Below are 21,470 nucleotides of genomic sequence, written 5' to 3' on the forward strand. Positions count from 1 at the left end.
GTCCTCCGGTGGCCGCATACTGTGGGGCATGTCCGATTACCACGATGATCTGCGCCTCGCGCACGTCCTGGCCGACGCCGCCGACGCCGCGACGATGGAGCGGTTCAAGTCCCTTGATCTGAAGGTCGAGACGAAGCCGGACATGACACCGGTCAGCGAGGCGGACCGGGGCGCCGAGGAGCTGATCCGGGGCGTTCTCCAGCGTGCCCGGCCACGGGACGCGGTGCTGGGCGAGGAGTTCGGGAGCGTCGGGCAGGGGCCGCGCCGCTGGATCGTGGACCCGATCGACGGCACCAAGAACTATGTGCGCGGCGTGCCGGTGTGGGCCACGCTGATCGCGCTGATGGAGCGGGGCGAGGGCGGCGACCGGCCGGTGGTGGGGGTGGTCTCGGCACCGGCGCTCCAGCGCCGCTGGTGGGCCGCGCTGGGCGGCGGCGCGTACACGGGCCGGAGCCTGACGTCGGCGACACGGCTGCGGGTGTCGGGGGTGTCACGGCTGGCGGACGCCTCATTCTCGTACTCGTCGCTGTCGGGCTGGGAGGAACGCGATCGGCTGGGCGGGTTCCTGGAGCTGACGCGGGCCTGCTGGCGGACGCGGGCGTACGGCGACTTCTGGTCCTACATGATGGTCGCCGAGGGGGCGGTGGACATCTGCGCCGAGCCGGAGCTGTCGCTGTGGGACATGGCGGCGTGCGCGATCGTGGTGCGGGAGGCGGGCGGCCGGTTCACCGGGCTGGACGGACGGGACACCCCGCTCGGCGGAGACGCCGCGGCGTCCAACGGGCTCCTGCACGGAGAACTGCTGGGGTACCTGGGCTCCTGACCGCCTCCCGGTTTTCCGCGGTACAGACCCTTGTTGGGGCGGTGGCGACGTGTGAGCATGAGAATCCCCCCCACTTGTGGCCTTGTGAATCCCTTCGCGAGTGCCACCCGCTTCTCCCTTTTCCTCCGGATTTCTCCGCTCCACCCCCAACCCTCACCCCCCTTCTCATGGCAGGAGGTGGCTCATCCATGCTGGTCCGCGACGCGATGAGCACCGTCGTCCTCACCATTGGCCCGACTCACACACTCCGTCAGGCGGCCCGTCTGATGTCGGCCCGCCGGGTCGGCGCGGCGGTCGTGCTCGACCCCGAGACCTCAGGCGTGGGAATCCTCACCGAACGCGATGTCCTCGCCTCGGTCGGCCGGGGCCAGGACCCCGACCGCGAGCGGGCGGGCGCGCACACGACGACCGATGTGGTCTTCGCCGCCCCGCAGTGGACGCTCGCCGACGCGGCGTCCGCGATGGCGCAGGGCGGCTTCCGGCATCTGATCGTCCTCGACGCGAACGAGCCGATCGGCATCGTCTCGGTGCGCGACATCATCAACTGCTGGACCCCGGTGGTCGGCAGGGCCTGAGCGACCCGAACAGCCCGGAGCGCCCCGCACAGTCCGGAGCGGCCGGAGCCTCAGGGCGTCCGGCCGCTCCGGGGTATTACGGCAAGCGGCGATATGCGAGATATCAGCCGCGGAGGGCCTGGACCGCGGCCGTGAGCCGCTTGCCGTAGTCCTCGTCCGCCTCGCGGAAGTTCTCCACGGCCCGCTCGGCGATGTCGTCACGGGAGACCTTCGCGATGAAACCCGCGAGATTCTCGATCAGACGGTCCTTCTCCTCGTCCGTCATCAGTCGGTACAAGTACCCCGCCTGGACGAAGTCATTGTCCTCGGTGTGCGAGGGAGCCTCGTGGTCGCCCGTGTACCCGGTGACGGGGACCGCCTCCCACAGCGGGCGGTCGGTCTGGACCGGGCCGCCGAAGCTGTTCGGCTCGTAGTTCTTCGCGCCGCCGTGACGGCCGTCGTAGGACAAGCCGTCGCGGCCGTTGGTGCGGGCCTCGGTGGCGTGCGGCCGGTTCACCGGGAGGTGGTCGGCGTTGATGCCCACGCGGTACCGGTGGGCGTCACCGTAGGCGAACAGGCGGCCCTGGAGCATCTTGTCGGGCGAGGGGCCGATGCCCGGCACGAAGTGGTGCGGGGAGAAGATCGACTGCTCGACCTCGGCGAAGATGTTCTCCGGGTTCCGGTTGAGCTCCAGCTTGCCGATGGTGATCGGCGGGTAGTCCGCGTGCGGCCAGACCTTGGTCAGGTCGAACGGGTTGAACCGGTAGCTCGCGGCCTCGGCCGCGGGCATGATCTGCACCTGCACGGTCCAGGACGGGAACTCGCCGTTCTCGATGGAGACGCGCAGGTCCCGCTGGTGGCTGTCGGGATCCGTGCCGGCCAGGACGTTGGCTTCCTCGGTCGTGAGGTTCTTGATGCCCTGGTCGGTCTTGAAGTGGTACTTGACCCAGAACGCCTCGCCGGCCTCGTTGGTCCACTGGAAGGTGTGCGAGCCGTACCCGTTCATGTGGCGGTAGGACGCGGGGATGCCGCGGTCACCGAACAGCCAGGTCACCTGGTGCGTCGACTCGGGGGACAGACCCCAGAAGTCCCATACGTTGTCCGCCTCCTGGGAGCCGGTGTACGGGTCGCGCTTCTGCGTGTGGATGAAGTCCGGGAACTTGATCGCGTCCTTGATGAAGAAGACGGGCGTGTTATTGCCGACCAGGTCGTAATTGCCCTCTTCGGTGTAGAACTTGATCGCGAAACCGCGCGGGTCGCGCACGGCGTCGGCCGCTCCCAGATTCCCCGCGACGGTGGAGAAGCGGAGGAAGACCTCGGTCTGCTTGCCGACCTCGGACAGGAACTTCGCCCGGGTGTACCGCGACACGTCGGCGGTGAGGGTGAACGTGCCATACGCGCCGGCGCCGCGGGCATGCACGATCCGCTCCGGGATCCGCTCGCGGTTGAAGTGGGCCAGCTTCTCGATCAGGAGCTGGTCCTGGATCAGCACGGGGCCGCCGACGCCGGCCGACTGGCTGTTCTGATTGTCGGCAACCGGGGCGCCGGACTCCGTGGTGAGCGGTCCCGCCGCGATCTGGTCGGTCATCTGCCTGTCACGCCTTTCAGGTGTTCAGCTGATCTGTGCTGCTCAGGCCCTTGGCCGTCGCATGGTCCAGATCCTATATTGGACTATGTCCAAGTCAAGACGGCTCCTCGATCCGTACACGGTCGGGTCAAGGTTCGTCCCGCGTTAGGGTGGATGGCATGAGTGACCTGCTTCAGCGACTCCGGGACCGCGGCTGGCGACTCACCGCCCAGCGGCGCGTCATCGCCGAGGTGCTGGATGGTGAGCATGTCCACTTCACCGCGGACGAGGTGCACGCGCTGGCCGTCGAGCGGCTGCCCGAGATCTCCCGTGCCTCCGTCTACAACACGCTGGGCGAGCTGGTCGCGCTCGGCGAGGTCCTGGAGGTCACCACGGACGGCCGGGCCAAGCGGTACGACCCGAACGCGCACCACCCGCACCAGCATCTGGTCTGCTCCGGCTGCGGCCTGATGCGGGACGTGCGGATCACCTCCGACCCGCTGTCCGCGCTGCCCGCCGAGGAGCGGTTCGGCTTCTCGGTCTCGGACGTGGCCGTGACGTACTACGGGCGCTGCCCCGACTGCGTCGCCGTCGTCGCCGTCGCCGCGGTGACCTCCGCCGGGCGTGGCTGACCGCCGATTTGCACGCGGCCTCCGGGTGGCGCTAGGGTAAAGACATCACGACGCGGGGTGGAGCAGCTCGGTAGCTCGCTGGGCTCATAACCCAGAGGTCGCAGGTTCAAATCCTGTCCCCGCTACTGAACCGGAAGCCCGGATCCTGACCAGGATCCGGGCTTCCGCGCGTCCGCGCGTCCGCGCGTCCGTGCGCGAGAATCACCGGTATGGACGCCACTCTTCAGTACTTGCTCGACCTGCTGGATCTGGAACGGATCGAACGGGACATCTTCCGGGGCGGCAGTCACGCTTCCGTCATCCCCCGGGTCTTCGGCGGGCAGGTCGCCGCACAGGCCCTCGTCGCCGCCTGCCGCACCGCGCCGGAGGACCGGCTGCCGCATTCCCTGCACTCGTACTTCCTGCGCTCCGGCGACCCCGGCTCGCCCATCGTCTACACGGTGGACCGCATCCGCGACGGCCGCTCGTTCACCACCCGCCGGGTGGTGGCCGTGCAGCACGGGCAGCCGATCTTCCACCTGTCGGCGTCCTTCCAGGTGGCCGAGGAGGGACTGGAGCACCAGGACCCGATGCCGTCGGCGCCGGACCCGGAGACGCTGCCGCCCGCCGAGGAGCTGCTGCCGCGTTACGCGGACCTCTTCTTCGACCGAGGCGCGATGGAGCTGCTGCTCCAGGCGAGACGGGCGATCGACCTGCGGTACGTCGCGGAGCCGCCGTTCGCCACGGCGGGGGAGCCGCGCGAGGCGCGGGCGCAGGTGTGGTTCCGGATCAACGGCAAGCTCGACGGGGACCGCGACGACCCGGTGGCGCACCTGTGCCTGGGGACGTACGTCTCGGACATGACGCTGCTGGACTCCGTGCTGCTCGCGCACGGGCGCGGCGGCTGGATGACGGGCGACATCGTGGGCGCGAGCCTGGACCACGCGATGTGGTTCCACCGGCCGTTCCGGGCGGACGAGTGGCTGCTGTACGACACGGATTCCCCGACCTCCCAGGGCGGCCGGGGCCTGGCGCACGGCCGGATCTTCACGCGGGACGGCCGGCTGGCGGTCTCGGTGATACAGGAGGGCCTGATGCGGGTCCCGCGCGCCCGGGCGTGAGCCCGGGCGCACCCGCTCCGTTCAGCGCGGCGGTGCGCGGCGGGCCCACGTCGTCCACAGGGGGCGGTAGCCGTGGTGGTGCCAGAACGGCGCGGAGACCGGGCTCAGGGCCGCGTAGTGGAGCATCGTTCGCGTGCAGCCCGCTTCCGCCAGGGCCGTGTGGGCGGTGTGGGCCAGGGCCGTGCCGATGCCCTCGCCGCGGTGCGGGGCGGCGACCATCAGGGACGTCAGGTAGCCCATGCCGCCGAGGAGCCGTGTCTCCCGCGCCGGGTCGTCCACGGCCAGCAGGCCGACCACCTCGCGGCGGATCTCCGCGACCCAGACGAGGGTGGTGGCCAGCCGCTGCCCGATGTTCCGTGCCGACGAGGCGCGGATCGCGCAGGAGCCGAACTGCGCGTCCCAGCGCAGCCCGTCCAGCCACAGCCGGGCCGCCCACTCCGCGTCGGGTGTCTCCAGCGGCCGGATCAGCGCCCGGGGGCAGGGACCCGGCCTGGGCGCTCGGTGGGCGGCCGGGCGGACGGCCGCGATCCGCTTCGGGATCATGCCGTGGGCCAGCAGCACCGGGGTCAGCGCGACATCGCGGCTCGGCCGGGTGAGCACCGCCTCGGCGTCCGCGCCGCGCGGCCAGCGCGGCATCGCCCGTTCCCACGCCGTCAGCAGCCGGTCCAGGGCGGCGGGCCGGTCGGGGCCGGTGAGGTGGGCGTGCAGCCGGTGCACGTCGGCCGCGTTCCAGCTCGCGTCGAACGACTCCGGGTCGGGCCGGTGACGGCGGTACAGGCCCTCGGCGCCCGGCACGGACAGGGGTACGTCGCCCGGCACGGGCTCCGGCAGGGGCCGGTCCGGGCTGGTGGCCCGGGGCCTCACTCCTGGGCCAGCCCGGCGGCGTCCAGCAGGTAGGCGGTCAGCGGCTCGTAGTACCGAGGATTCGCGACGTGGTCGTCCAACGGCACGCACACCGACAGCGTGCCCTCGGCCTCGGCGAGGAAGAGGGCCGGGTCGTTGCAGTCCGCGTAGCCGATGGTGTCGATGCCCTGCCGCGCCGCGCGGCCCGCCCAGCCGTGGTCGGCGATCACCAGGTCGGGCAGTGCCTCGCCCGCCAGCGGCAGGGCGTCGAGGATCTCGGCCATGGGCTGCGGGGAGTGCGTGTGCCACAGCGTCGCGCCCCGCTCGTACATCGCCACGCCCGCCATCTGGGCGACGACGCCCTCGTCGGCCGTCAGCCCGATCGGCACGCGGACCAGGTCGCAGCCGGCGGCCTCCAGGGCGGCGGCGGTGCGGGCGTGCACGTCGAGCAGCCCGCCCGGGTGGCCGGTGGCGACCAGCACCCGCTGTCCGGCCTCCACGGCCTTGCGCAGCAGCGTCGCCGCCCGGTGCAGCCCGTCGACGGTGAGCTCCGGGTCGATGGTGTCCTGGCCCTGCCGGTGCCCCGGGTCCTCGTCCACGCCGCAGCGCTCGGCCATCACGGCCAGCACGTCCTGTTCGTCGGTCCACCGGTCGCCGAATTCGAGGCCGAGCCAGAAATACCGGTTGCCGTTCGCCAGCTCCCGGTAATGGGAGAGGTTGTTCTCGCGCGGGGTCGCCACGTCGCCCGCGATGCGGGTGCTTATCAGATGGTCGATCAGTTCCGCTCTGGATGGGACGGCGGTCGTCGGCATACGGCCAGTATCGCCCCGATGACCTGGTTACGGCGGGGAAGTGCCCGAGCTGTGATCTCGGCGGGCGCCGGTCCCCGGTGGGCCGGGACGACGCCCGCCGTGACCAGGGCCGTGGCGACCGGGCCGGCGGCCAGGACCAGCGCGGCGGCGGCCGGAAAGAGCGTGGTGTACCGGGTGCCGACGTGGCGCGGGTGTACGTGTGGCACCCCGAGGGTGATCCGGTGAACGGCGACCGGGCCGGTGACGGCGGCGGCGCGGCCGGCGTCGCGTTCTGCGGCGACGCCGGCCACCCCGACAACGGCCGGACCGACCATCCCCGGTGCCCGCGCGGCCTGTTCTTCACCGAACGCGGCGGGGAATCTCCACGAGGGGATGTCCCCGCCTGCGTCTCAGGATTCCTGGAGGACCGAGAGATAGTTCCCCGCCGGGTCGCGGAACCAGGCGATCGGTGGGCCGCCGTGACCTCGGTGGATGCCCTTCTCGTCGGCGCCCTCGTAGCGTTCGAGGACCACGCCGCGCTCCGTGAGCCGGTCGACGGCCAATTCGATGTCGTCCACCGGGAAGTTGAGCAGGGTGCAGGTGGGCGGGGTGTGGTCCGGCTTGGGGTAGATCAGGTGGTCGCGGTCTCCCGCGAGGCGCAGGATGAGCAGCCCGTTCTCCTCGGAGACGTCGATGTCGAGGGTCTCGCCGTAGAACCGCTTGGCCGCCCGGATGTCGTCCACGGAGAATCCGCTGAACGCCTTGGTGTTCTTGAACACGGGTCATTCCTTTCGGTAGGGACGGAGACTGAGACCCGGGCGCGCGGCGGAACTCATCGGAACCCGCGGCGGTCGCCGGACGTGTACCTGGGTGGCGGATACGAGTGAGGTGGGTGGGCGAATGCTCGCGGAAGCGTGGACGGCGCTGGCGGCGGCGGGTGGTACGGCCGTGGTGCAGGCGGCGGGGACCGACGCGTGGGCCGGGTTCAGGGCCCGGGTGGCCGGGTGGTTCGGGCGCGGCGACGAGGCGCGGGAGCGGGCCGAGCTGGAGCGGCTGGAGCGGACGGCCGCCGCGCTGGCGGACGGGGCCGGGGGCGACTTGGTCCGGATCGAGCAGCAGACGGCCTGGCGCACCCGGTTCGAGACGCTGTTCGAGAGTGTGGCCGACGAGCGCGAACGGGAGGCGCTCGCCGACCGGTTGCGGGATCTGCTGCGGGAGGGGGCGGCGGACGGGCTCGTGGTGGGCGGCGACATGACGATCCGCGCCGACCGCGGCTCGATCGCCGCCGCCGTGATCCACGGTGGTGTCCGCATCGACAACACCCGCCGCCCGGACGCCCCGGCGGACTGATCCGGGCGGCCGGCGGCGGTCACGATCCGGCTGAGCACGCGGGCGTCGTTCAGGCAGTTCCGCGAGAGGGTCTTGCGGCCGGAAGCCACGGGCGTCGTCGTCCTCGTGTGTGAGGACGGGCCCGCGCGGAGCGGCGGCCTGTCCGGGGCGGTGGGGACACCCGGACGGCCCTGGGCCGGGAGGAGGAGGACTCAGACCGGGGTCGGGCGCCCGCGCCGCGGACGACGGGTCCGGAGCGGGCTCCAGCCGCCGGTCGGCGCCAAGGCGCTCGAACCGCCGATCAGGATCTGCTGGAAACCCATGGCCCGGACCGTGGGCGGGCTCCCGCGCGGGCCGCACATGATTTTTCCGGTGGCGGACGGCCTTTCACAGTGTTGCGGTGGGATGAAACGCGCACGCCCAGACGTTGGCTAGCGATGGCGGCGGCACGACGAGGAGCGGGAGGCGTTCTGTGGTGGGACAGGCGGCGCGAGACGGTGGTTGGATACGGCGGCTGACCGGCTACTGCTGGCGGTACCGCCGCAACCTGCTCCTCTCGATCGGTGCCTCGCTCGTCGGCATGGGTGTCATGGGCCTGATGCCGCTGATCGTCAAGGTCGTCATCGACGACGTCGTGATCGGTGAGAAGGGCGGCCTCGGGCTCTGGATCGGGCTGCTGATCGCGGCGGCTGTCGTCGTGTACGCGCTCACGTTCATCCGCCGCTACTACGGGGGCCGGCTCGGCATCGACGTGCAGCACGACCTGCGGACCGAGATGTTCCGCACCATCACCCGCCTCGACGGGCGGCGGCAGGACCAGCTCAGCACCGGGCAGGTCGTCGGGCGGGCGACGAGCGACCTCCAGCTCATCCAGGGGCTGCTCTTCATGATGCCGATGACCATCGGCAACCTGATGCTCTTCGTCGTCTCGCTCGTGGTGATGGCGGTGCTGTCGCCGCCGCTCACGCTGGTCGCGCTGGCCGTGGCGCCGGCCCTCTGGTTCGTCGCCGACCGCAGCCGCACCCGGCTCTTCCCCGCCACCTGGGTCGCGCAGAACCAGGCGGGCGCCGTCGCGAGCGTCGTGGACGGCGCGATCACCGGCGTGCGCGTCGTGAAGGGCTTCGGGCAGGAGGAGCAGGAGACCGGCAAGCTGCGCGCGGCCGGGCGGCGGCTGTTCGGTGCCCGGATGCGGACCGTGCGGCTGTCGGCCCGCTACACGCCCGTGCTCCAGGCCGTGCCCTCCCTGGGGCAGGTCGCGATGCTGGCGCTCGGCGGCTGGATGGCCACCCGGGGGCAGATCACGCTCGGCACCTTCGTGGCGTTCTCCACCTACCTCGCCCAGCTCGTCGGCCCGGTCCGGATGCTCACCGTCATCCTCACCGTGGGGCAGCAGGCCCGCGCGGGCGTCGAGCGGGTGCTCGAACTCATCGACACCGAGCCCGAGATACGCGAGGCCCCGGACGCGCACGCGCTGCCCGCCGACGCCCCGGCCACCGTCGAGTTCGACCGGGTCAGCTTCGGGTACGGCGCGGGCCGGCCCGTGCTGCGGGAGCTGTCGCTGCGCATCGACCCGGGCGAGACCCTGGCCGTGGTGGGCACCTCGGGCAGCGGCAAGTCCACCGTCTCGCTGCTGCTGCCGCGCTTCTACGATCCGGACGGTGGTGCCGTCCGGATCGGCGGCGAGGACGTGCGGACGCTGACGTACGACTCGCTGCGGTCCGCGATCGGGCTGGTGCCCGAGGACAGCTTCCTCTTCTCCGACACCATCCGCGCCAACCTGGCCTACGGGCACCCCGAGGCGACCGAGGAGCGCGTCCGGGCCGCCGCGCGGGCGGCGCAGGCCGACGGGTTCATCAGCGACCTGCCCGCCGGCTACGACACCGTGATCGGGGAGCAGGGCCTCACCCTCTCCGGCGGGCAGCGGCAGCGCGTCGCCCTGGCCCGCGCGATCCTCACCGACCCCCGGCTGCTGATCCTGGACGACGCGACCTCGGCCGTGGACGCGCGGGTCGAGCACGAGATCCACGGCGCGCTGCGGTCGGTGATGGCCGGGCGGACCACGCTGCTGATCGCCCACCGGCAGTCGACGCTCCAGCTCGCGGACCGGATCGCCGTGCTGGACGCCGGGCGGCTGGTGGACACCGGCACGCACGAGGAGCTGGTGGCGCGCTGCGAGCCGTACCGGCGGCTGCTGGCCGATCCGGGTGAGTTGGGCGGGGTCGAGCGGGACCCGGCCGGGCTCGCGGCGGACGAGGACGCGCGCGGCGACGCGCACGGGGCCGAGGACGACGACGCGGCCGGGCTGTGGGGCGTGGGAGAGGGGGAAGGCGAAGAAGGGGAAGAAGGCGAAGAAGGGGAGAAAGAGGAGAAAGAGGAGAAAGAGGACCCGGCGGCGGGCGCCACGCCCGAGCTGCTGGCGCGGGTCGCCGCGCTGCCGCCGGCGGACGACGCGCCGGACGTGGACGAGGAACGGGCCGCCCGCCCCGAGACCAGCTACGGGCTGCGCCGGCTGCTCGGCGGGCTGCGCCGGCCATTGCTGCTGGCGCTGCTGCTGGTCGTGGCGGACGCGGTGGCCTCGCTCCTGCTGCCGGTCCTGATCCGGCACGGCATCGACCAGGGCGTGCAGCGCGACGCGCTGGGCGCGGTGTGGGTGGCGTCCGGGCTGGCGCTGGCCGTGGTGCTGACGCAGTGGGCCGCGCAGTACGGCGCGATCCGGGCGGTGGGCCGGACGGGCGAACGGGCGCTGTACTCGCTGCGCGTGAAGATCTTCGCCCACCTCCAGCGGCTGGGCCTGGACTACTTCGAGCGCGAGTTGACCGGTCGTGTGATGACGCGGATGACGACGGACGTGGACGCGCTCACCACGTTCCTCCAGACCGGGCTGACGCAGGCGCTGGTCGCGGTGCTGACGTTCTTCGGGATCATGGGCGTGCTCGTCGTCATCGACGGGCAGCTCGCGCTGGTCGTGCTGGCCACGCTGGTGCCGCTGGTGGTCGGCACGGTCTTCTTCCGGCGGCTCAGCGTCCGCGCCTACGAACTGGCGCGGGAGCGCGTCAGCGGCGTCAACGCCGATCTGCAGGAGTCGGTGGCCGGGCTGCGGATGGTGCAGGCGTTCCGGCGGGAGCGGGACGGGTACGAGCGCTTCACCGCCCGGTCGGACGGTTATCGGCAGGCGCGGGTGCACGGGCAGTGGCTGATCTCGGTGTACTTCCCGTTCGTCCAGCTCCTGGCCACCCTCGCCACGGCCGGGGTGCTGATCGTCGGGGCCGGGCGGGTCGGGGACGGGTCGCTGACGGCGGGCGCGCTGGTGGCGTATCTGCTGTACATCGAGCTGTTCTTCGCGCCGGTCCAGCAGCTCTCGCAGGTCTTCGACGGCTACCAGCAGGCGGTCGTCTCGCTGCGCCGCATCCAGGAGCTGCTGCGCGAGCCGACGAGCACGCCGGCGCCGGCCGCTCCGGTGGCGGTCCGTTCGCTGCGCGGGGAGCTGGAGTTCGACGGGGTGCGCTTCGCCTACCGGGGCGAGGAGGGCGCGGAGGAGGAGGCGTTGTCCGGGATCACGCTGCGGATTCCGGCCGGGCAGACGGTCGCGTTCGTCGGGGAGACGGGCGCGGGCAAATCGACGCTGGTGAAGCTGGTGGCCCGCTTCTACGATCCGACGGCGGGCGCGGTGCGGGTGGACGGCACGGATCTGCGCGAGCTGGACCTGGCCGGGTACCGGCACCGGCTGGGCGTGGTGCCGCAGGAGCCCTATCTCTTCCCGGGCACGGTTCGGGACGCGATCGCCTACGGGCGGCCGGACGCGACGGACGCCGAGGTCGTGGCGGCGGCGCGGGCGGTGGGCGCGCACCGGATGATCGCGGCGCTGGAGGGCGGGTACCGGTACCGGGTCGGCGAGCGCGGACGGAACCTCTCGGCGGGGCAGCGGCAGCTCGTCGCGCTGGCCCGGGCCGAGCTGGTGAAGCCGGACGTCCTGCTGCTGGACGAGGCGACGGCGGCGCTGGACCTGGCGACGGAGGCGCTGGTGAACCAGGCCACGGACCGGCTCGCGGGCAGCCGCACGACACTGGTCGTCGCCCACCGCCTGACGACGGCGGCGCGGGCGGACCGGGTGGTGGTGCTGGACCACGGCCGGGTGGTGGAGGACGGCACCCACGCCGGACTGGTGGCGGCGGACGGGCGTTACGCGGAGCTGTGGCGCACGTACGTGGGGGAGCCCACGACGGTGGGCGGTTGACGGTTGACGGTTGACGGTTGACGGTGGACGGTGTGCGGCGGGCCGGGCGGCCGGGCGCGGGATGTGGGCGTTTCCCTTTCTCGGCGGACGCGGCGTCAGGAGGCGAAGTCGCCGATGATGCGGTCAGGCGCCGTTGGACGGCGGCGGCGGTGGTCGGCACCGGCTTGACCGCGGCGGTGGAGCCCGGCATCAGGGCGGAGTCCGGGCGGTACAGCCCGTCGTAGCCGGGCGGGCGACCGTGGGCGTCGGTGCCTTGCCGGGGACCGGCGACGGTGGTGGGGGCGTGATGAGTGCCCGGGGCGGAAACTCGTGCCGTCGGCGTGAGTTTGGCGACCGCGCGCCGGGCAACCCGGGATGTCATGTCCGCTAGAAATCTGAGACTCGGTCCCGTGGCGGCCGCCATCGCGGTTGTCGCGGATGTCGCGGCCTTCATCATCGGGCTGTGGATCCTGATGTATCTGCTGGATGCCAACCCGGGCAACGACCTCGTGAACTTCCTTCACGATGCCTCGCGTTGGCTGGCGAGCTGGTCGCACGACCTGTTCACCTTCAACGACGAGTGGGCTCGCGTGGTCTGCGGTTACGGGCTGGCGGCCTTGGTGTACCTCTTCCTCGGCAACGCCGTGGCCAGCCGCGTGCGGCGTTACTAGCCGCGGCGGTTGCGCGGGTGGTCGGTGGCGGTGCGTTCGTTGCCGCCTCGGTAGTTGCCCGTCCAGCGGGCCATGACCAACTGAGGGTCGCCAGCTGCCACTTCCGCGAGGAAACGTTCGGCGCGATCTCCGCGCGGGGTGGTGGCGCGGCGGCCGTGGTGGGTGATCCGCACGGTGCCGTCGGGGTGTTCGGTGTACGTGAAGCCGTCGGGTCCGCCTATCTCCCGTCCTCAGGCGCGGACCAGAGTGGCCAGATAGCTGTCCACGGTCTGCAACCGGCCGTACGGGAGCGGGTCTTCCAGGTTCCACCAGTGGATCGCGGAGATCTCGTCGTTGGGCTCGAACGCGGTGGGGTGCGCCGTCTCGGCGTGGTAGAGCGCGCCGCGCAAAACGCGCTTGGTGGGCAGGGACGTCTTGGCGAAGCCCGCGAAGGTGAGGGCGGCCGGGGCGATGGGGTGGCTCGTCTCCTCGCGCAGCTCCCGGACCGCCGCCTCGCGCGCCGTCTCGCCCGGGTCGATCGAACCGCCGGGCAGCTCCCAGCAGTCCCGGTGGCGGACATGGACCATGAGGAGCAGACCCGCGTGCCACAGCGCCACCAGGCTGTAGGCGACGGGTGCCTCGGTGAAGCCGGTGTCCTCCGGGAGGCGTTCGAAGGCCAGCAGCCGCATGCCCAGCGGGCCGGTGGCCAGGGGGGCCGGGGAGTCGCTCATGCCGCGCAGCCTAGCCGCCGATGAGTTTCCGGCGGGGCCGTGGTCTGTCCTGGTGTGCGGTGCTCGCAGCGGGCGGGGCCGGGGCGAAGGAGAGTTGATCACCATGAGCGCGACGACGACGGGCTACACCGTGACGCGGGAGCTGGACGCGCCGGTGGCGGAGGTGTGGGACGCCTGGACGCTGCGGGAGCGGTTCGCCCAGTGGTTCGGGGCGCCGCTGCCGTCCGTCGAGCTGGACGTGCGGCCGGGCGGGGCGTGGCGTTCGACGCTGGTGGCCCCGGAGGGGAACGAGTATCCGCTGACCGGCACCTACCCCGTGGTGGAGCCGCGCCGGCGGCTGGTGACCGCGATGGACATCCCGGGCCAGGACGAGCCGGCGCTGATGGACATGGTGCTGGAGGAGCTGGACGGCGGCCGGCGGACCCGGCTGGTGATCCGGCAGGAGTGCCGGACGGCCGAGGAGTGCGCCGAGGCCGAGCAGGGCACCCTCATCCTCCTGGGCAGCCTCACGGAGTTCCTCGCCGGCGAGCGGTGACCGGCGCCGCGAAGCGCTTCTCTTATATGGGATAACCTCCCGGATATGAGAGAGGTCGTGCTGGTGTCCGACGCGGACTCCATCGATTCCCGGCTGGCCGCGCGGCTGGCCGAGCTGCGCGGGGAGCGCGGCTGGTCCCTGGACGAGCTGGCCGAACGCAGCGGCGTGAGCCGCTCGACGCTGTCCCGGCTGGAGCGGGCCGAGATCAGCCCCACCGCCGCGCTGCTCGGCAGGCTCTGCTCGGTGTACGGGCGGACGATGTCGCGGCTGCTGATGGAGGTCGAGGAGGAGCCGCCGGGCCTGGTGCGGGCCGCGCGGCAGGCGGTGTGGCGGGACGAGGAGGCGGGGTTCGTGCGGCGCGCGGTGTCCCCGCCGCACGCCGGGCTGCGCGGCGAGGTGATCGAAGGACTGCTGGAGCCGGGCGCCGAGGTGCCGTACGACCGGCCGCCGGTGCCCGGGCTCGAACACCACGTCTGGGTGCTCGCGGGCGGCCCGCTGGAGCTGCGGGTCGGGGACGACGAGCATGTGCTGGAGCCGGGGGACTGCTTGCGGTTCCGGCTCCGGGGGGCCTCGCGGTACCGCTGCCCCGGCCCGGAGCCCGTCCGGTACGCCGTCGTGGTGGTGCTGCCGTGAGGATCGTACGGCTGGGAGCCGGGGAGCTGCCGGGGCTGGCCGAGCTGTTGGTGGACGCCGTGGAGAACGGGGCGTCCGTCGGTTTCCTGCGGCCGTTCACGGCCGGGGAGGCGGCGCGGTGGTGGGCCGGGCACGCGGCGGCCGTCGCGGAGGGGCGGACGGCGGTCTGGGCGGCGGCGGAGGACGGGGAGGAGGGGGAGAAGGGGCAGAAGAAGGAGGAGAGGAAGCGGTGGATCGGGACGGTCTCCCTCGTCTTCGAGCCCAAGCCCAACGGGCGGCACCGCGCGGAGATCGCCAAGCTGCTGGTGAGCGGCGCGGCGCGGCGGCGCGGCGTGGCCCGCGCGCTGCTCGCGGTGGCGGAACGGGCCGCCGCCGACGCCGGGGTGACGCTGCTGCTCCTGGACACCCAGAAGGACAGCGGCGCCGAGCACCTGTACCGGTCGGCGGGGTGGATCAAGTTCGGCGAGGTGCCCGGCCACGCGGCCGACCCGGACGGGGTCCTGCGGCCGACCAGCTACTACCGCAAGAGCCTGCCCGCCGCCGTCGCGCCGTGGGCGGGGGAGGCGGAGCTGGGGGACCTGCTGGCGAGCTACCACCGGGCGACCCAGCGGGAGAAGGGCGAGGCGGAGCTGACCGACCGGTATCGGAAGGAGATCCGCGATCCGGCGGGCGCGTTCGCCGGCGACACGGTGCTGGTGGCCTGGCACGGTGGCGCGGCCGTCGGGTGTGTGGTGCTGACGGCCCCGGTGGCGGGCGAGGCGGAGCTCAAGCGGCTGTGGGTGGACCCGGCGGCGCGCGGCCGGGGAGTGGCGTCGGCGTTGACGCGGGCCGCGCTGGCCCGCGCCGAGGGGGCGGCGGTCCGGCTGACGGTGTGGGGATGGCGGACGGGCGCCCGCGCCCTGTACGAGCGGCTGGGCTTCGCCCAGGTCACGTCCTGGGACGGCCGGGACGGGCTGGTGTGCATGCGCCGCCCCGGCGGCCCCGGCGGCCCCGGCGGCGCGCTCAGTGGGCCGGCTTCGGTCCCTCCGGTGTGACCGTGATGTCGAGGGCGCCGGTACCGGGGCCGACGCGGATCTCGAAGTCGCCCGCGTATCGCTCGTGTCCGGCGATGACCGCCATCTCCACGGCCTCCTCCGCCTGCTCGCCGCGCACGATGACCGTGTCGTGACGCAGGTCGCGCATCAGGGCCGCGCACAGGCCGATCAGGACCAGGGTGAACGGCACGGCGGCCAGGATGGTCAGGTTCTGAAGGCCGTCCAGGGCGCTGGACCCACCGCCGCCGATCAGCAGCATGACGGCGGCGACCGCCCCGGTGAGCACGCCCCAGAAGACGACGGCGAGGTGGTTCGGCCGCAGGGTGCCGTGCTGCGAGAGCGTGCCCATCACGATCGAGGCCGCGTCCGCTCCGGAGACGAAGAAGATGCCGACGAGGATCATCACCACGATGGTCGTCAGGCCGGCCACGGGGTAGTCCTGGAGGACCGTGAACAGCCGCCCCTCGGCGGTGGCCTCATCGGTGATGCCCGCGCCGTCCGCCTCCAGGCGCATGGCCGTGCCGCCGAAGATGGTGAACCACAGCAGGCTGACCGTGCTCGGCACCAGGATCACGCCGCCGACGAACTGCCGGATCGTCCGGCCCCGGCTGATGCGGGCGATGAACATGCCGACGAACGGCGTCCAGGAGATCCACCAGGCCCAGTAGAAGACGGTCCAGCCCGAGAGCCAGCCCGCGATGTCCTCGCCGCCGCTGGCCTCGGTGCGGGCCGCCATCGCGGGGAGGGCGTCGGCGTAGGAGCCGATCGAGGTCGGGATCAGGTCGAGGATCAGCACGGTCGGGCCCGCGAGGAAGAGGAAGGAGGCGAGCAGCGCGGCCAGCACCATGTTGATGTTGGACAGCCACTGGATGCCTTTGTCCACGCCGGAGATGGCCGACAGGACGAAGGCCGATGTCAGGACCGCGATGATCACGACGAGGACGCCGGTCGCGATGTCCGACACCCAGCCCAGCTCCTCGGCGCCGCCGCCGATCTGGAGGGCCCCGAGCCCGAGGGAGGCGGCGGAGCCGAAGAGCGTGGCGAAGATGGCGAGGATGTCGATGACGCGGCCGGCGCCGCCGTTGGCCCGCCGTTCGCCCATCAGCGGGGTGAAGACGGCGCTGATGGTCTGGCGGCGCCCGCGCCGGAAGGCGCTGTAGGCGATGGCCATGCCGGCGACGGCGTAGATGGCCCAGGGGTGGATGGTCCAGTGGAAGAGAGTGGTGGCCATCGCCGTCGACATCCGCTCCCCGGTGTCGAGCGGGGCGGTGCCCGGCGGTGGGCTGTCGAAGTGGCTGAGCGGCTCGCTCACGCCGTAGAACATCAGGCCGATGCCCATGCCCGCGCTGAACATCATGGCGACCCAGGACACCGTCCGGAACTCCGGCTCCTCCCCCTCCTCCCCGAGGGTGACGCGCCCGTAGCGGCTGATGGCCAGCCAGAGGGCGAAGACCACCAGCCCGGACGAGACGAGCACGAAGCCCCACCCCACGTTGTGGATGACGCTGTCCAGCGCCTCCCCGGAGGCGTCGGCGAGCGAGTCGGTGGCGACGCAGCCCCAGAGCACGAAGGCGAGCGTCAGCCCGGCGGCGACGCCGAAGACGACGCGGTCGGTCCGTGGCTCCGCCGGCGACGGCCGCCCGGATCGGCTCGTCTCCACCGAACTGTGCATGGCGTTTCCCAGCCCTTCGTTTGTGCGCGCGGCATTCCGCATCGTAGACGGCGAATGCGGCAAAGAGGGCGAATCGTGCGATACGTGGGCGTCGGCCTTCGCGCCGGGGGTGTCACGCCCCGGTTCCTAGACTCGTTGCCGAGAGGCACCGACCGCGCTACGGAGGCGACCATGTCAGGTGTGGATCAGGGGCGTTACGCCGATGCCGTCAACGACGCGCTGGAACGGCTGGCGGGGGACGGGCCGGTGTGGGGGCCGGGGTTGGCCGCGCACGCTCCGATGGCGGCGGAGGCGCTGGCGTCGTTGGGGTTCTACGACGAGGTGCCCCGGTGGGTCGAGCGGTACCGGACCGACCGGCGGTACGCGGTGCTGCCGGAGTCGCGGGAGCCGCTGGTGGCCGGGGACCGGGCCGGACAGGACGCGGCGCTGGGGGACTTCGGGCGGTTCGCGGACTGGGTGGCGCTCTTCGAACGGGAGTTGGCCGAGCGGGCGTGGCGGGACGTGCTGCTGGAGTGGTGGCCGAGGCTACTGCCGGGCGGCGCGGGGATTCTCGGGCACGGGCTGATCAGGGCCGCCCACGCGGCACGTGGGCTGGACCTGGCCGGGGAGCCGACGGCTGTGCAACTGGGCGAGTTCGCACAGGGGTTGGCGCTGTGGGCAGCGAAGTTCTGGGTGCCGCCGGGCGGCGGGGCCCTACCGCCCGGGACCCTACCGCCCGGGGCGTCGGCGGCTCCCGCGGCCGAGGACGCGCGGCGGGCGCTCGTCGAGGCCACCGCGCGGGTCGCGGGAACGCTGGCGGACCGGCCGCCCGCGCCGGCGGTGCCGATCGTGCACTCCGTCACGATCCCGATGGCCGTGGACATGATGCTGCCGATGCTGCCGCTGTCGCTCCACCAGGAGGCGTACCGGCAGGCGTTGATCGCGTCGGGGGCGATCTTCCGCACGTTCGCCGGGCACCTGCCGGCGGAGGGCCGCCGACGCGGCGGCGCCCCGGGGCCGGTGCCGAGCCTCCGGGAGGGGATCGCGGCGGCCGTGGAGACGGGGGACGAGCACGCGATCAAACTGGCCGAGGTGTGCGCGCGCGGCGCGACCGCGCACGTGGACAACGAGCCGTACCTGCGGGCGGTCGCCATGCTGGTCCACCAACTGGGCAACGGCCGGGCCATGCCGGGCTTCCGGCGGTAGCCCTACCGGTCGGCGTCGGCGTCGGCGTCGGCGTCGGCGTCGGGGTCGGGGTCGGGGTCGGGTGTCGGTCGGCGGGCGCCGCTCCCGTCTGTGTGTGGGGGGCGGGGGTCCGCCGTGGACGGGGCGGGGAGCTGGTCGTCGGGCGCGCGCGGGGCGCGGGCCGCTGGCGCGGCTCGCGCCCGGGGGCGCGGTCAGCCGGCTTCTATGGAGCCGGAGCCGACCACGTGGAGCTGGACGCGGTCCACGCTGGCGTCCTCCAGGCAGCCCAGCAGGCGGAGTTCGTCGTGTTCGCTCAGGGAGGGGTGGATCGTCGCCGCGAACAGGCCGTCGTTCAGGGAGGTCATGCCCGCCTGGATCAGGGGCATCGCCGTGGCGTCGCGGCAGCGTTCCCACAGCTGCTGGGCGGCCAGCGTGGCGCGGGAGTCGTTGACCCCGTTGCCGTCGATCGTGAACAGCAACGACGTCGCCTCGCCCGTGCCGCGCTCGGGCGGCTGGGTCTCGGTCATCTCCTGCAGGCCCGCGAACAGGCCCACGCACGCCACCACCGCCAGAGCCAGCGCCGCCCCGCGCTTCACCCGGCCGCGCGGCGGGCCGGAGCCCACGACCGGCTGGACGGGAAGGTCGGGCGTCGAGGCGTGGAGCCCGCCGGGCGGGGCCGCCAAGGGGGCCAGGCGCCCGGCCAGGCGCCGCTGGGCCGTGGGCCGCACGGTCGTGCGCGCCACGCGCTCCACCACCCACGCCAGACCGGACAGCGCCACGCCCGCGGCCATCAGGACCGGGACGAAGACGAACGTCCGCCCCTCGGCGTCCCCCAGCCACGCGAACCGCGGCCGGCCGGCCGCGGGCCGCCCACCGTCGCCCGTCTCCCGGTCGGCCTGGCGGAGCTGGGCCAGGATCTCGTCCTGCCGCCGGTCGCCGTCCTTGATCCGCTGCTCCAGGCGGGAGACGCGGTCGAGGGTGGCGAGCCCGAGCAGCAGCACCTCGATCACCAGCAGCAGGACCCCGCAGATGATCGTCCGCTGCCACTGCCAGCGGTAGAGATAGATCACGACATAGATCGCGGCGCCCGACGCAGCGGCGCCACCGAAGAGATACCCGGCCAGCCGCGCGCTTCTCATGACAGGGCCCCCTGCTCCGCGTGCTCCCGGACGCTCACCTCGCCGGTCGCGCCGTCCAGCAGGACCCGGGTGCCCGGCGGGTAGCGGTCCACCGCGCCGGACGCGCCGGTCACCACCGCGAGCCTCAACTCCCGGGCCAGCACCGCCAGGTGGGACAGCGGGCTGCCGGTCTGCGCGATCAGCCCGGTGAGCCGGGGCAGCAGCGGGGCCAGGGTCGGGTCCAGGTTCCGCACGATCAGCACCGCGTCCTCGGGCGGCTCGCCGGTGCCGTCCCAGACGACGCCTTCGACGCGCCCGCCGGAGACGCCCTGGCCGCCCTCGCCGCCCTGCCGGGCGGGGTCGCGGCGGGCGACGACCGCGCCGTCGTCCGTCAGCCGGAAGGCGTCCGGCAGCGGCGTCCCCTCGGCCGGCGGCTGCCGCTGCGCCAGGTCGGCCGGCAGCGGGCCGCCCTCGGCGACGGAGACCAGCTCGGGCCAGCGCAGCAGCGCGATCAGGGCCACGTCGACGCTGTGCGAGGCGACTTCGCGGACGAGCGCCGCCTGGAACTCCTGCACCCACCGGACGCGCATGCGGAGCGCCTCGCGCGCGGTGAGCGTGCCGGTGCCGGGACCCGTGCCCGCCACGCCGCGCGCCGGGAGCCGGAGCGGCTCGGTGAGGCTGGGTGGCACCAGGGCCAGCACCTCCGGCCGCGCGGCCACGATCTGCGCGTCGGTGAGCCCCTCGGTGCGGCCGTGGTGCAGCGCGGCGAGCGCCGCCGCGGCGGCCGTGGCGCCGGGCCGGTCGTCCGTGAGCAACGCGCCGGCCAGCGCCTCCTGGGCGTGCAGCGCGACCAGCGCGCTCCGGCTCCAGCGCAGCGCGGCGGTCAGCCCGGCCGGAGTCAGCTCGGCCGGGGGCGGCGCCTCGGACAACTGCCGGTCCACGTCGGCCTGCAGGGAGGTCGCCAGGTGCGGGAGCGAGGAGCGCAGCCGGCCCACGCGCCAGGCGGCGGCCAGCCGGCGCGCGGACGGGAGCGGGTTGAGCAGGGCCAGCCAGCGGTGCCGGGGCGGCACCATGCCGAGCAGCGCGAGGTCGGCGACGGCCCGCCCGGTGACCGTACTGACGACCGGGACGGTGCGCAGCGTGTGCCGGGCGGCGGTGCCGCCGAGGTCGAGGGCGGTCGCCAGGCCGTGCGCCATGGGCACCACCCACAGGTCCTCCTCCAGCGGGCGCAGCAGGCCCGGCAGGGTCTCGGCGACCGGGCCGGGGCCGAGCAGCCGCGCGCGGCGGGCCGGGCGCGGGGCCATGGCGGTGATCGGCCGGGACTGGAACAGCCAGAGCTCGTCGGTCTGTTCGTCGAAGCCGAACTCCATGTCCTGCGGGCGGCCGAAGACCTGGCGGGTCTTGCGGGCGAGCGCGGCCAGCCGATGCAACTCGGCCGGGTGGAGCAGGCGATCGGCCGGGTCGCCCGGCTCGGTGCGCAGGAGTCTTCCGTGCCGGGTGAGGCGGAACTCGGTGCCCGGCTGCTCACCGCTGACCAGGCTGTCCGGGCCGCCGGGCACGACGCTGATCAGCAGCCGGTCGGTGCGCCCGGCCACCGGGTCGGCGCCGAAGAGCACGCCGCCGACGCGGGAGCGCGCCATCGGCTGGACGAGGACGGCCATCGGCTCCTCGGACGAGGCCCGCACGGTGTGCAGCGCGCCGCGGAAGGCGTCCCAGCCGCGCACGTCGAGAACCGAGGTGAACTGGCCCGCCATGGAGGACTCCTCGGTGTCCTCGGCGGCCGACGACGAGCGCACGATCAGCGGCGTGTTACCGTCGTCGCTCAACTGCCGCCAGGCTTCCCGGAGATCCTGGCCCCGGTGGCTGGTCCCCGGGGGCAGCACGACGAAGCCCGGCAGGACGGGGAGCTTGGCCCCGGCGGCTTTGGCCAGGGATGCGGCCTTGCCTCCGGTGAGTGCCGCGCGTTGTGCGCGCGGGTCGGTGAGTGGGAGGGTGACGCCCGCGGTGATGGTGCGCGGACCGTCGTCTCTGACTTCGATGTCTTCTCCGTGCATCGTCCGCCTCCTACGATCCCTGTGCCC

21 protein-coding genes and 1 tRNA gene are annotated in these 21,470 nt (G+C 73.2%); 12 read left to right on the forward strand and 10 right to left on the reverse strand.

Features of this window, described 5'->3' with window-relative positions:
• The first annotated feature begins 28 nt into the window (after nt 1-28).
• Together hisN and OIE51_RS18880 are read left to right on the forward strand one after the other, a co-directional pair.
• On the forward strand, nt 29-823 hold the full coding sequence (gene hisN, locus OIE51_RS18875) for a histidinol-phosphatase (protein ID WP_326598907.1): 795 nt from the start codon (nt 29-31) through the stop codon (nt 821-823).
• A 188-nt stretch (nt 824-1,011) separates the two neighbouring features.
• Nucleotides 1,012-1,398, forward strand: a complete 387-nt coding sequence (locus OIE51_RS18880; RefSeq protein WP_326598909.1) for a CBS domain-containing protein — start codon at nt 1,012-1,014, stop codon at nt 1,396-1,398.
• A gap of 103 nt (nt 1,399-1,501) precedes the next feature.
• On the opposite strand, the gene OIE51_RS18885 is transcribed toward OIE51_RS18880, so the two are convergent.
• Entirely contained in the window at nt 1,502-2,965 is a 1,464-nt protein-coding gene (locus OIE51_RS18885; RefSeq protein ID WP_326598910.1) for a catalase, read from the reverse strand.
• 158 nt (nt 2,966-3,123) lie between these two features.
• On the opposite strand from OIE51_RS18885, the gene OIE51_RS18890 reads away from it, so the two are divergent.
• The 3 genes from OIE51_RS18890 to OIE51_RS18900 all read left to right on the forward strand — a co-directional run bounded on the left by OIE51_RS18890 (nt 3,124) and on the right by OIE51_RS18900 (nt 4,676).
• Nucleotides 3,124-3,576, forward strand: coding sequence for a Fur family transcriptional regulator (locus OIE51_RS18890; protein ID WP_326598911.1), 453 nt, complete (start codon nt 3,124-3,126; stop codon nt 3,574-3,576).
• A 51-nt stretch (nt 3,577-3,627) separates the two neighbouring features.
• Nucleotides 3,628-3,701 (forward strand) — tRNA-Met (locus OIE51_RS18895).
• 84 nt (nt 3,702-3,785) lie between these two features.
• On the forward strand, nt 3,786-4,676 hold the full coding sequence (locus tag OIE51_RS18900) for an acyl-CoA thioesterase (protein WP_326598912.1): 891 nt from the start codon (nt 3,786-3,788) through the stop codon (nt 4,674-4,676).
• A 21-nt stretch (nt 4,677-4,697) separates the two neighbouring features.
• Here the strand turns inward: OIE51_RS18900 and OIE51_RS18905 are convergent, their stop codons facing one another.
• From OIE51_RS18905 to OIE51_RS18920, 4 genes are all read right to left on the reverse strand, one after another.
• On the reverse strand, nt 4,698-5,495 hold the full coding sequence (locus tag OIE51_RS18905; protein ID WP_326598913.1) for a GNAT family N-acetyltransferase: 798 nt from the start codon (nt 5,493-5,495) through the stop codon (nt 4,698-4,700).
• A 41-nt stretch (nt 5,496-5,536) separates the two neighbouring features.
• Complete coding sequence (locus OIE51_RS18910; protein WP_326598914.1) at nt 5,537-6,331, reverse strand: phosphatase; 795 nt, start codon at nt 6,329-6,331, stop codon at nt 5,537-5,539.
• A complete protein-coding gene (locus OIE51_RS18915; RefSeq protein ID WP_326598915.1) occupies nt 6,295-6,621 on the reverse strand; it encodes a hypothetical protein in 327 nt (108 codons plus the stop codon). The genes OIE51_RS18910 and OIE51_RS18915 overlap by 37 nt, the downstream gene beginning before the upstream one ends.
• A 99-nt stretch (nt 6,622-6,720) precedes the next feature.
• Nucleotides 6,721-7,089 carry a VOC family protein gene (locus OIE51_RS18920; protein WP_326598916.1) on the reverse strand — a complete coding sequence of 123 codons (369 nt, stop codon included), beginning with the start codon at nt 7,087-7,089 and terminating at the stop codon, nt 6,721-6,723.
• A 121-nt stretch (nt 7,090-7,210) separates the two neighbouring features.
• On the opposite strand from OIE51_RS18920, the gene OIE51_RS18925 reads away from it, so the two are divergent.
• From OIE51_RS18925 to OIE51_RS18935, 3 genes are all read left to right on the forward strand, one after another.
• A complete protein-coding gene (locus OIE51_RS18925) occupies nt 7,211-7,660 on the forward strand; it encodes a hypothetical protein (protein ID WP_326598917.1) in 450 nt (149 codons plus the stop codon).
• A 451-nt stretch (nt 7,661-8,111) separates the two neighbouring features.
• A complete protein-coding gene (locus OIE51_RS18930) occupies nt 8,112-11,873 on the forward strand; it encodes an ABC transporter ATP-binding protein (protein WP_326598918.1) in 3,762 nt (1,253 codons plus the stop codon).
• 359 nt (nt 11,874-12,232) lie between these two features.
• Nucleotides 12,233-12,523 (forward strand): hypothetical protein, encoded by a 291-nt coding sequence (locus OIE51_RS18935; protein WP_326600693.1) that lies wholly within the window; start codon nt 12,233-12,235, stop codon nt 12,521-12,523.
• Here the strand turns inward: OIE51_RS18935 and OIE51_RS18940 are convergent.
• Together OIE51_RS18940 and OIE51_RS18945 are read right to left on the reverse strand one after the other, a co-directional pair.
• Nucleotides 12,520-12,744, reverse strand: a complete 225-nt coding sequence (locus tag OIE51_RS18940) for a hypothetical protein (RefSeq protein ID WP_326600694.1) — start codon at nt 12,742-12,744, stop codon at nt 12,520-12,522. The genes OIE51_RS18935 and OIE51_RS18940 overlap by 4 nt on opposite strands.
• A gap of 9 nt (nt 12,745-12,753) precedes the next feature.
• Nucleotides 12,754-13,233, reverse strand: a complete 480-nt coding sequence (locus OIE51_RS18945) for an NUDIX hydrolase (RefSeq protein ID WP_326598919.1) — start codon at nt 13,231-13,233, stop codon at nt 12,754-12,756.
• Between the two features lie 103 nt (nt 13,234-13,336).
• Here OIE51_RS18945 and OIE51_RS18950 point away from each other — a divergent pair, with 103 nt between their 5' ends.
• The 3 genes from OIE51_RS18950 to OIE51_RS27005 are packed head-to-tail and all read left to right on the forward strand — an operon-like array spanning nt 13,337 to nt 15,435.
• Complete coding sequence (locus OIE51_RS18950) at nt 13,337-13,768, forward strand: SRPBCC family protein (RefSeq protein WP_326598920.1); 432 nt, start codon at nt 13,337-13,339, stop codon at nt 13,766-13,768.
• Nucleotides 13,769-13,813: 45 nt separating this feature from the next.
• Nucleotides 13,814-14,401 carry a helix-turn-helix domain-containing protein gene (locus tag OIE51_RS18955; RefSeq protein WP_326598921.1) on the forward strand — a complete coding sequence of 196 codons (588 nt, stop codon included), beginning with the start codon at nt 13,814-13,816 and terminating at the stop codon, nt 14,399-14,401.
• On the forward strand, nt 14,398-15,435 hold the full coding sequence (locus tag OIE51_RS27005) for a GNAT family N-acetyltransferase (protein ID WP_442811965.1): 1,038 nt from the start codon (nt 14,398-14,400) through the stop codon (nt 15,433-15,435). The genes OIE51_RS18955 and OIE51_RS27005 overlap by 4 nt, the downstream gene beginning before the upstream one ends.
• Here the strand turns inward: OIE51_RS27005 and OIE51_RS18970 are convergent.
• Nucleotides 15,404-17,107 carry a BCCT family transporter gene (locus OIE51_RS18970; protein ID WP_326598922.1) on the reverse strand — a complete coding sequence of 568 codons (1,704 nt, stop codon included), beginning with the start codon at nt 17,105-17,107 and terminating at the stop codon, nt 15,404-15,406. The two genes, OIE51_RS27005 and OIE51_RS18970, sit on opposite strands and share 32 nt — an antisense overlap.
• A 171-nt stretch (nt 17,108-17,278) precedes the next feature.
• Between OIE51_RS18970 and OIE51_RS18975 the strand changes: the two genes are divergently transcribed.
• Entirely contained in the window at nt 17,279-18,292 is a 1,014-nt protein-coding gene (locus OIE51_RS18975) for a hypothetical protein (RefSeq protein ID WP_326598923.1), read from the forward strand.
• Nucleotides 18,293-18,483: 191 nt separating this feature from the next.
• On the opposite strand, the gene OIE51_RS18980 is transcribed toward OIE51_RS18975, so the two are convergent.
• Together OIE51_RS18980 and OIE51_RS18985 are read right to left on the reverse strand one after the other, a co-directional pair.
• Complete coding sequence (locus tag OIE51_RS18980; RefSeq protein WP_326598924.1) at nt 18,484-19,410, reverse strand: hypothetical protein; 927 nt, start codon at nt 19,408-19,410, stop codon at nt 18,484-18,486.
• On the reverse strand, nt 19,407-21,443 hold the full coding sequence (locus OIE51_RS18985; RefSeq protein ID WP_326598925.1) for a PEP/pyruvate-binding domain-containing protein: 2,037 nt from the start codon (nt 21,441-21,443) through the stop codon (nt 19,407-19,409). Before OIE51_RS18985 ends, OIE51_RS18980 begins: the two co-directional genes overlap by 4 nt.
• Nucleotides 21,444-21,470 lie beyond the last annotated feature (27 nt).

This window comes from Streptomyces sp. NBC_01803 (assembly GCF_035917415.1).
GTDB lineage: Bacteria > Actinomycetota > Actinomycetes > Streptomycetales > Streptomycetaceae > Streptomyces.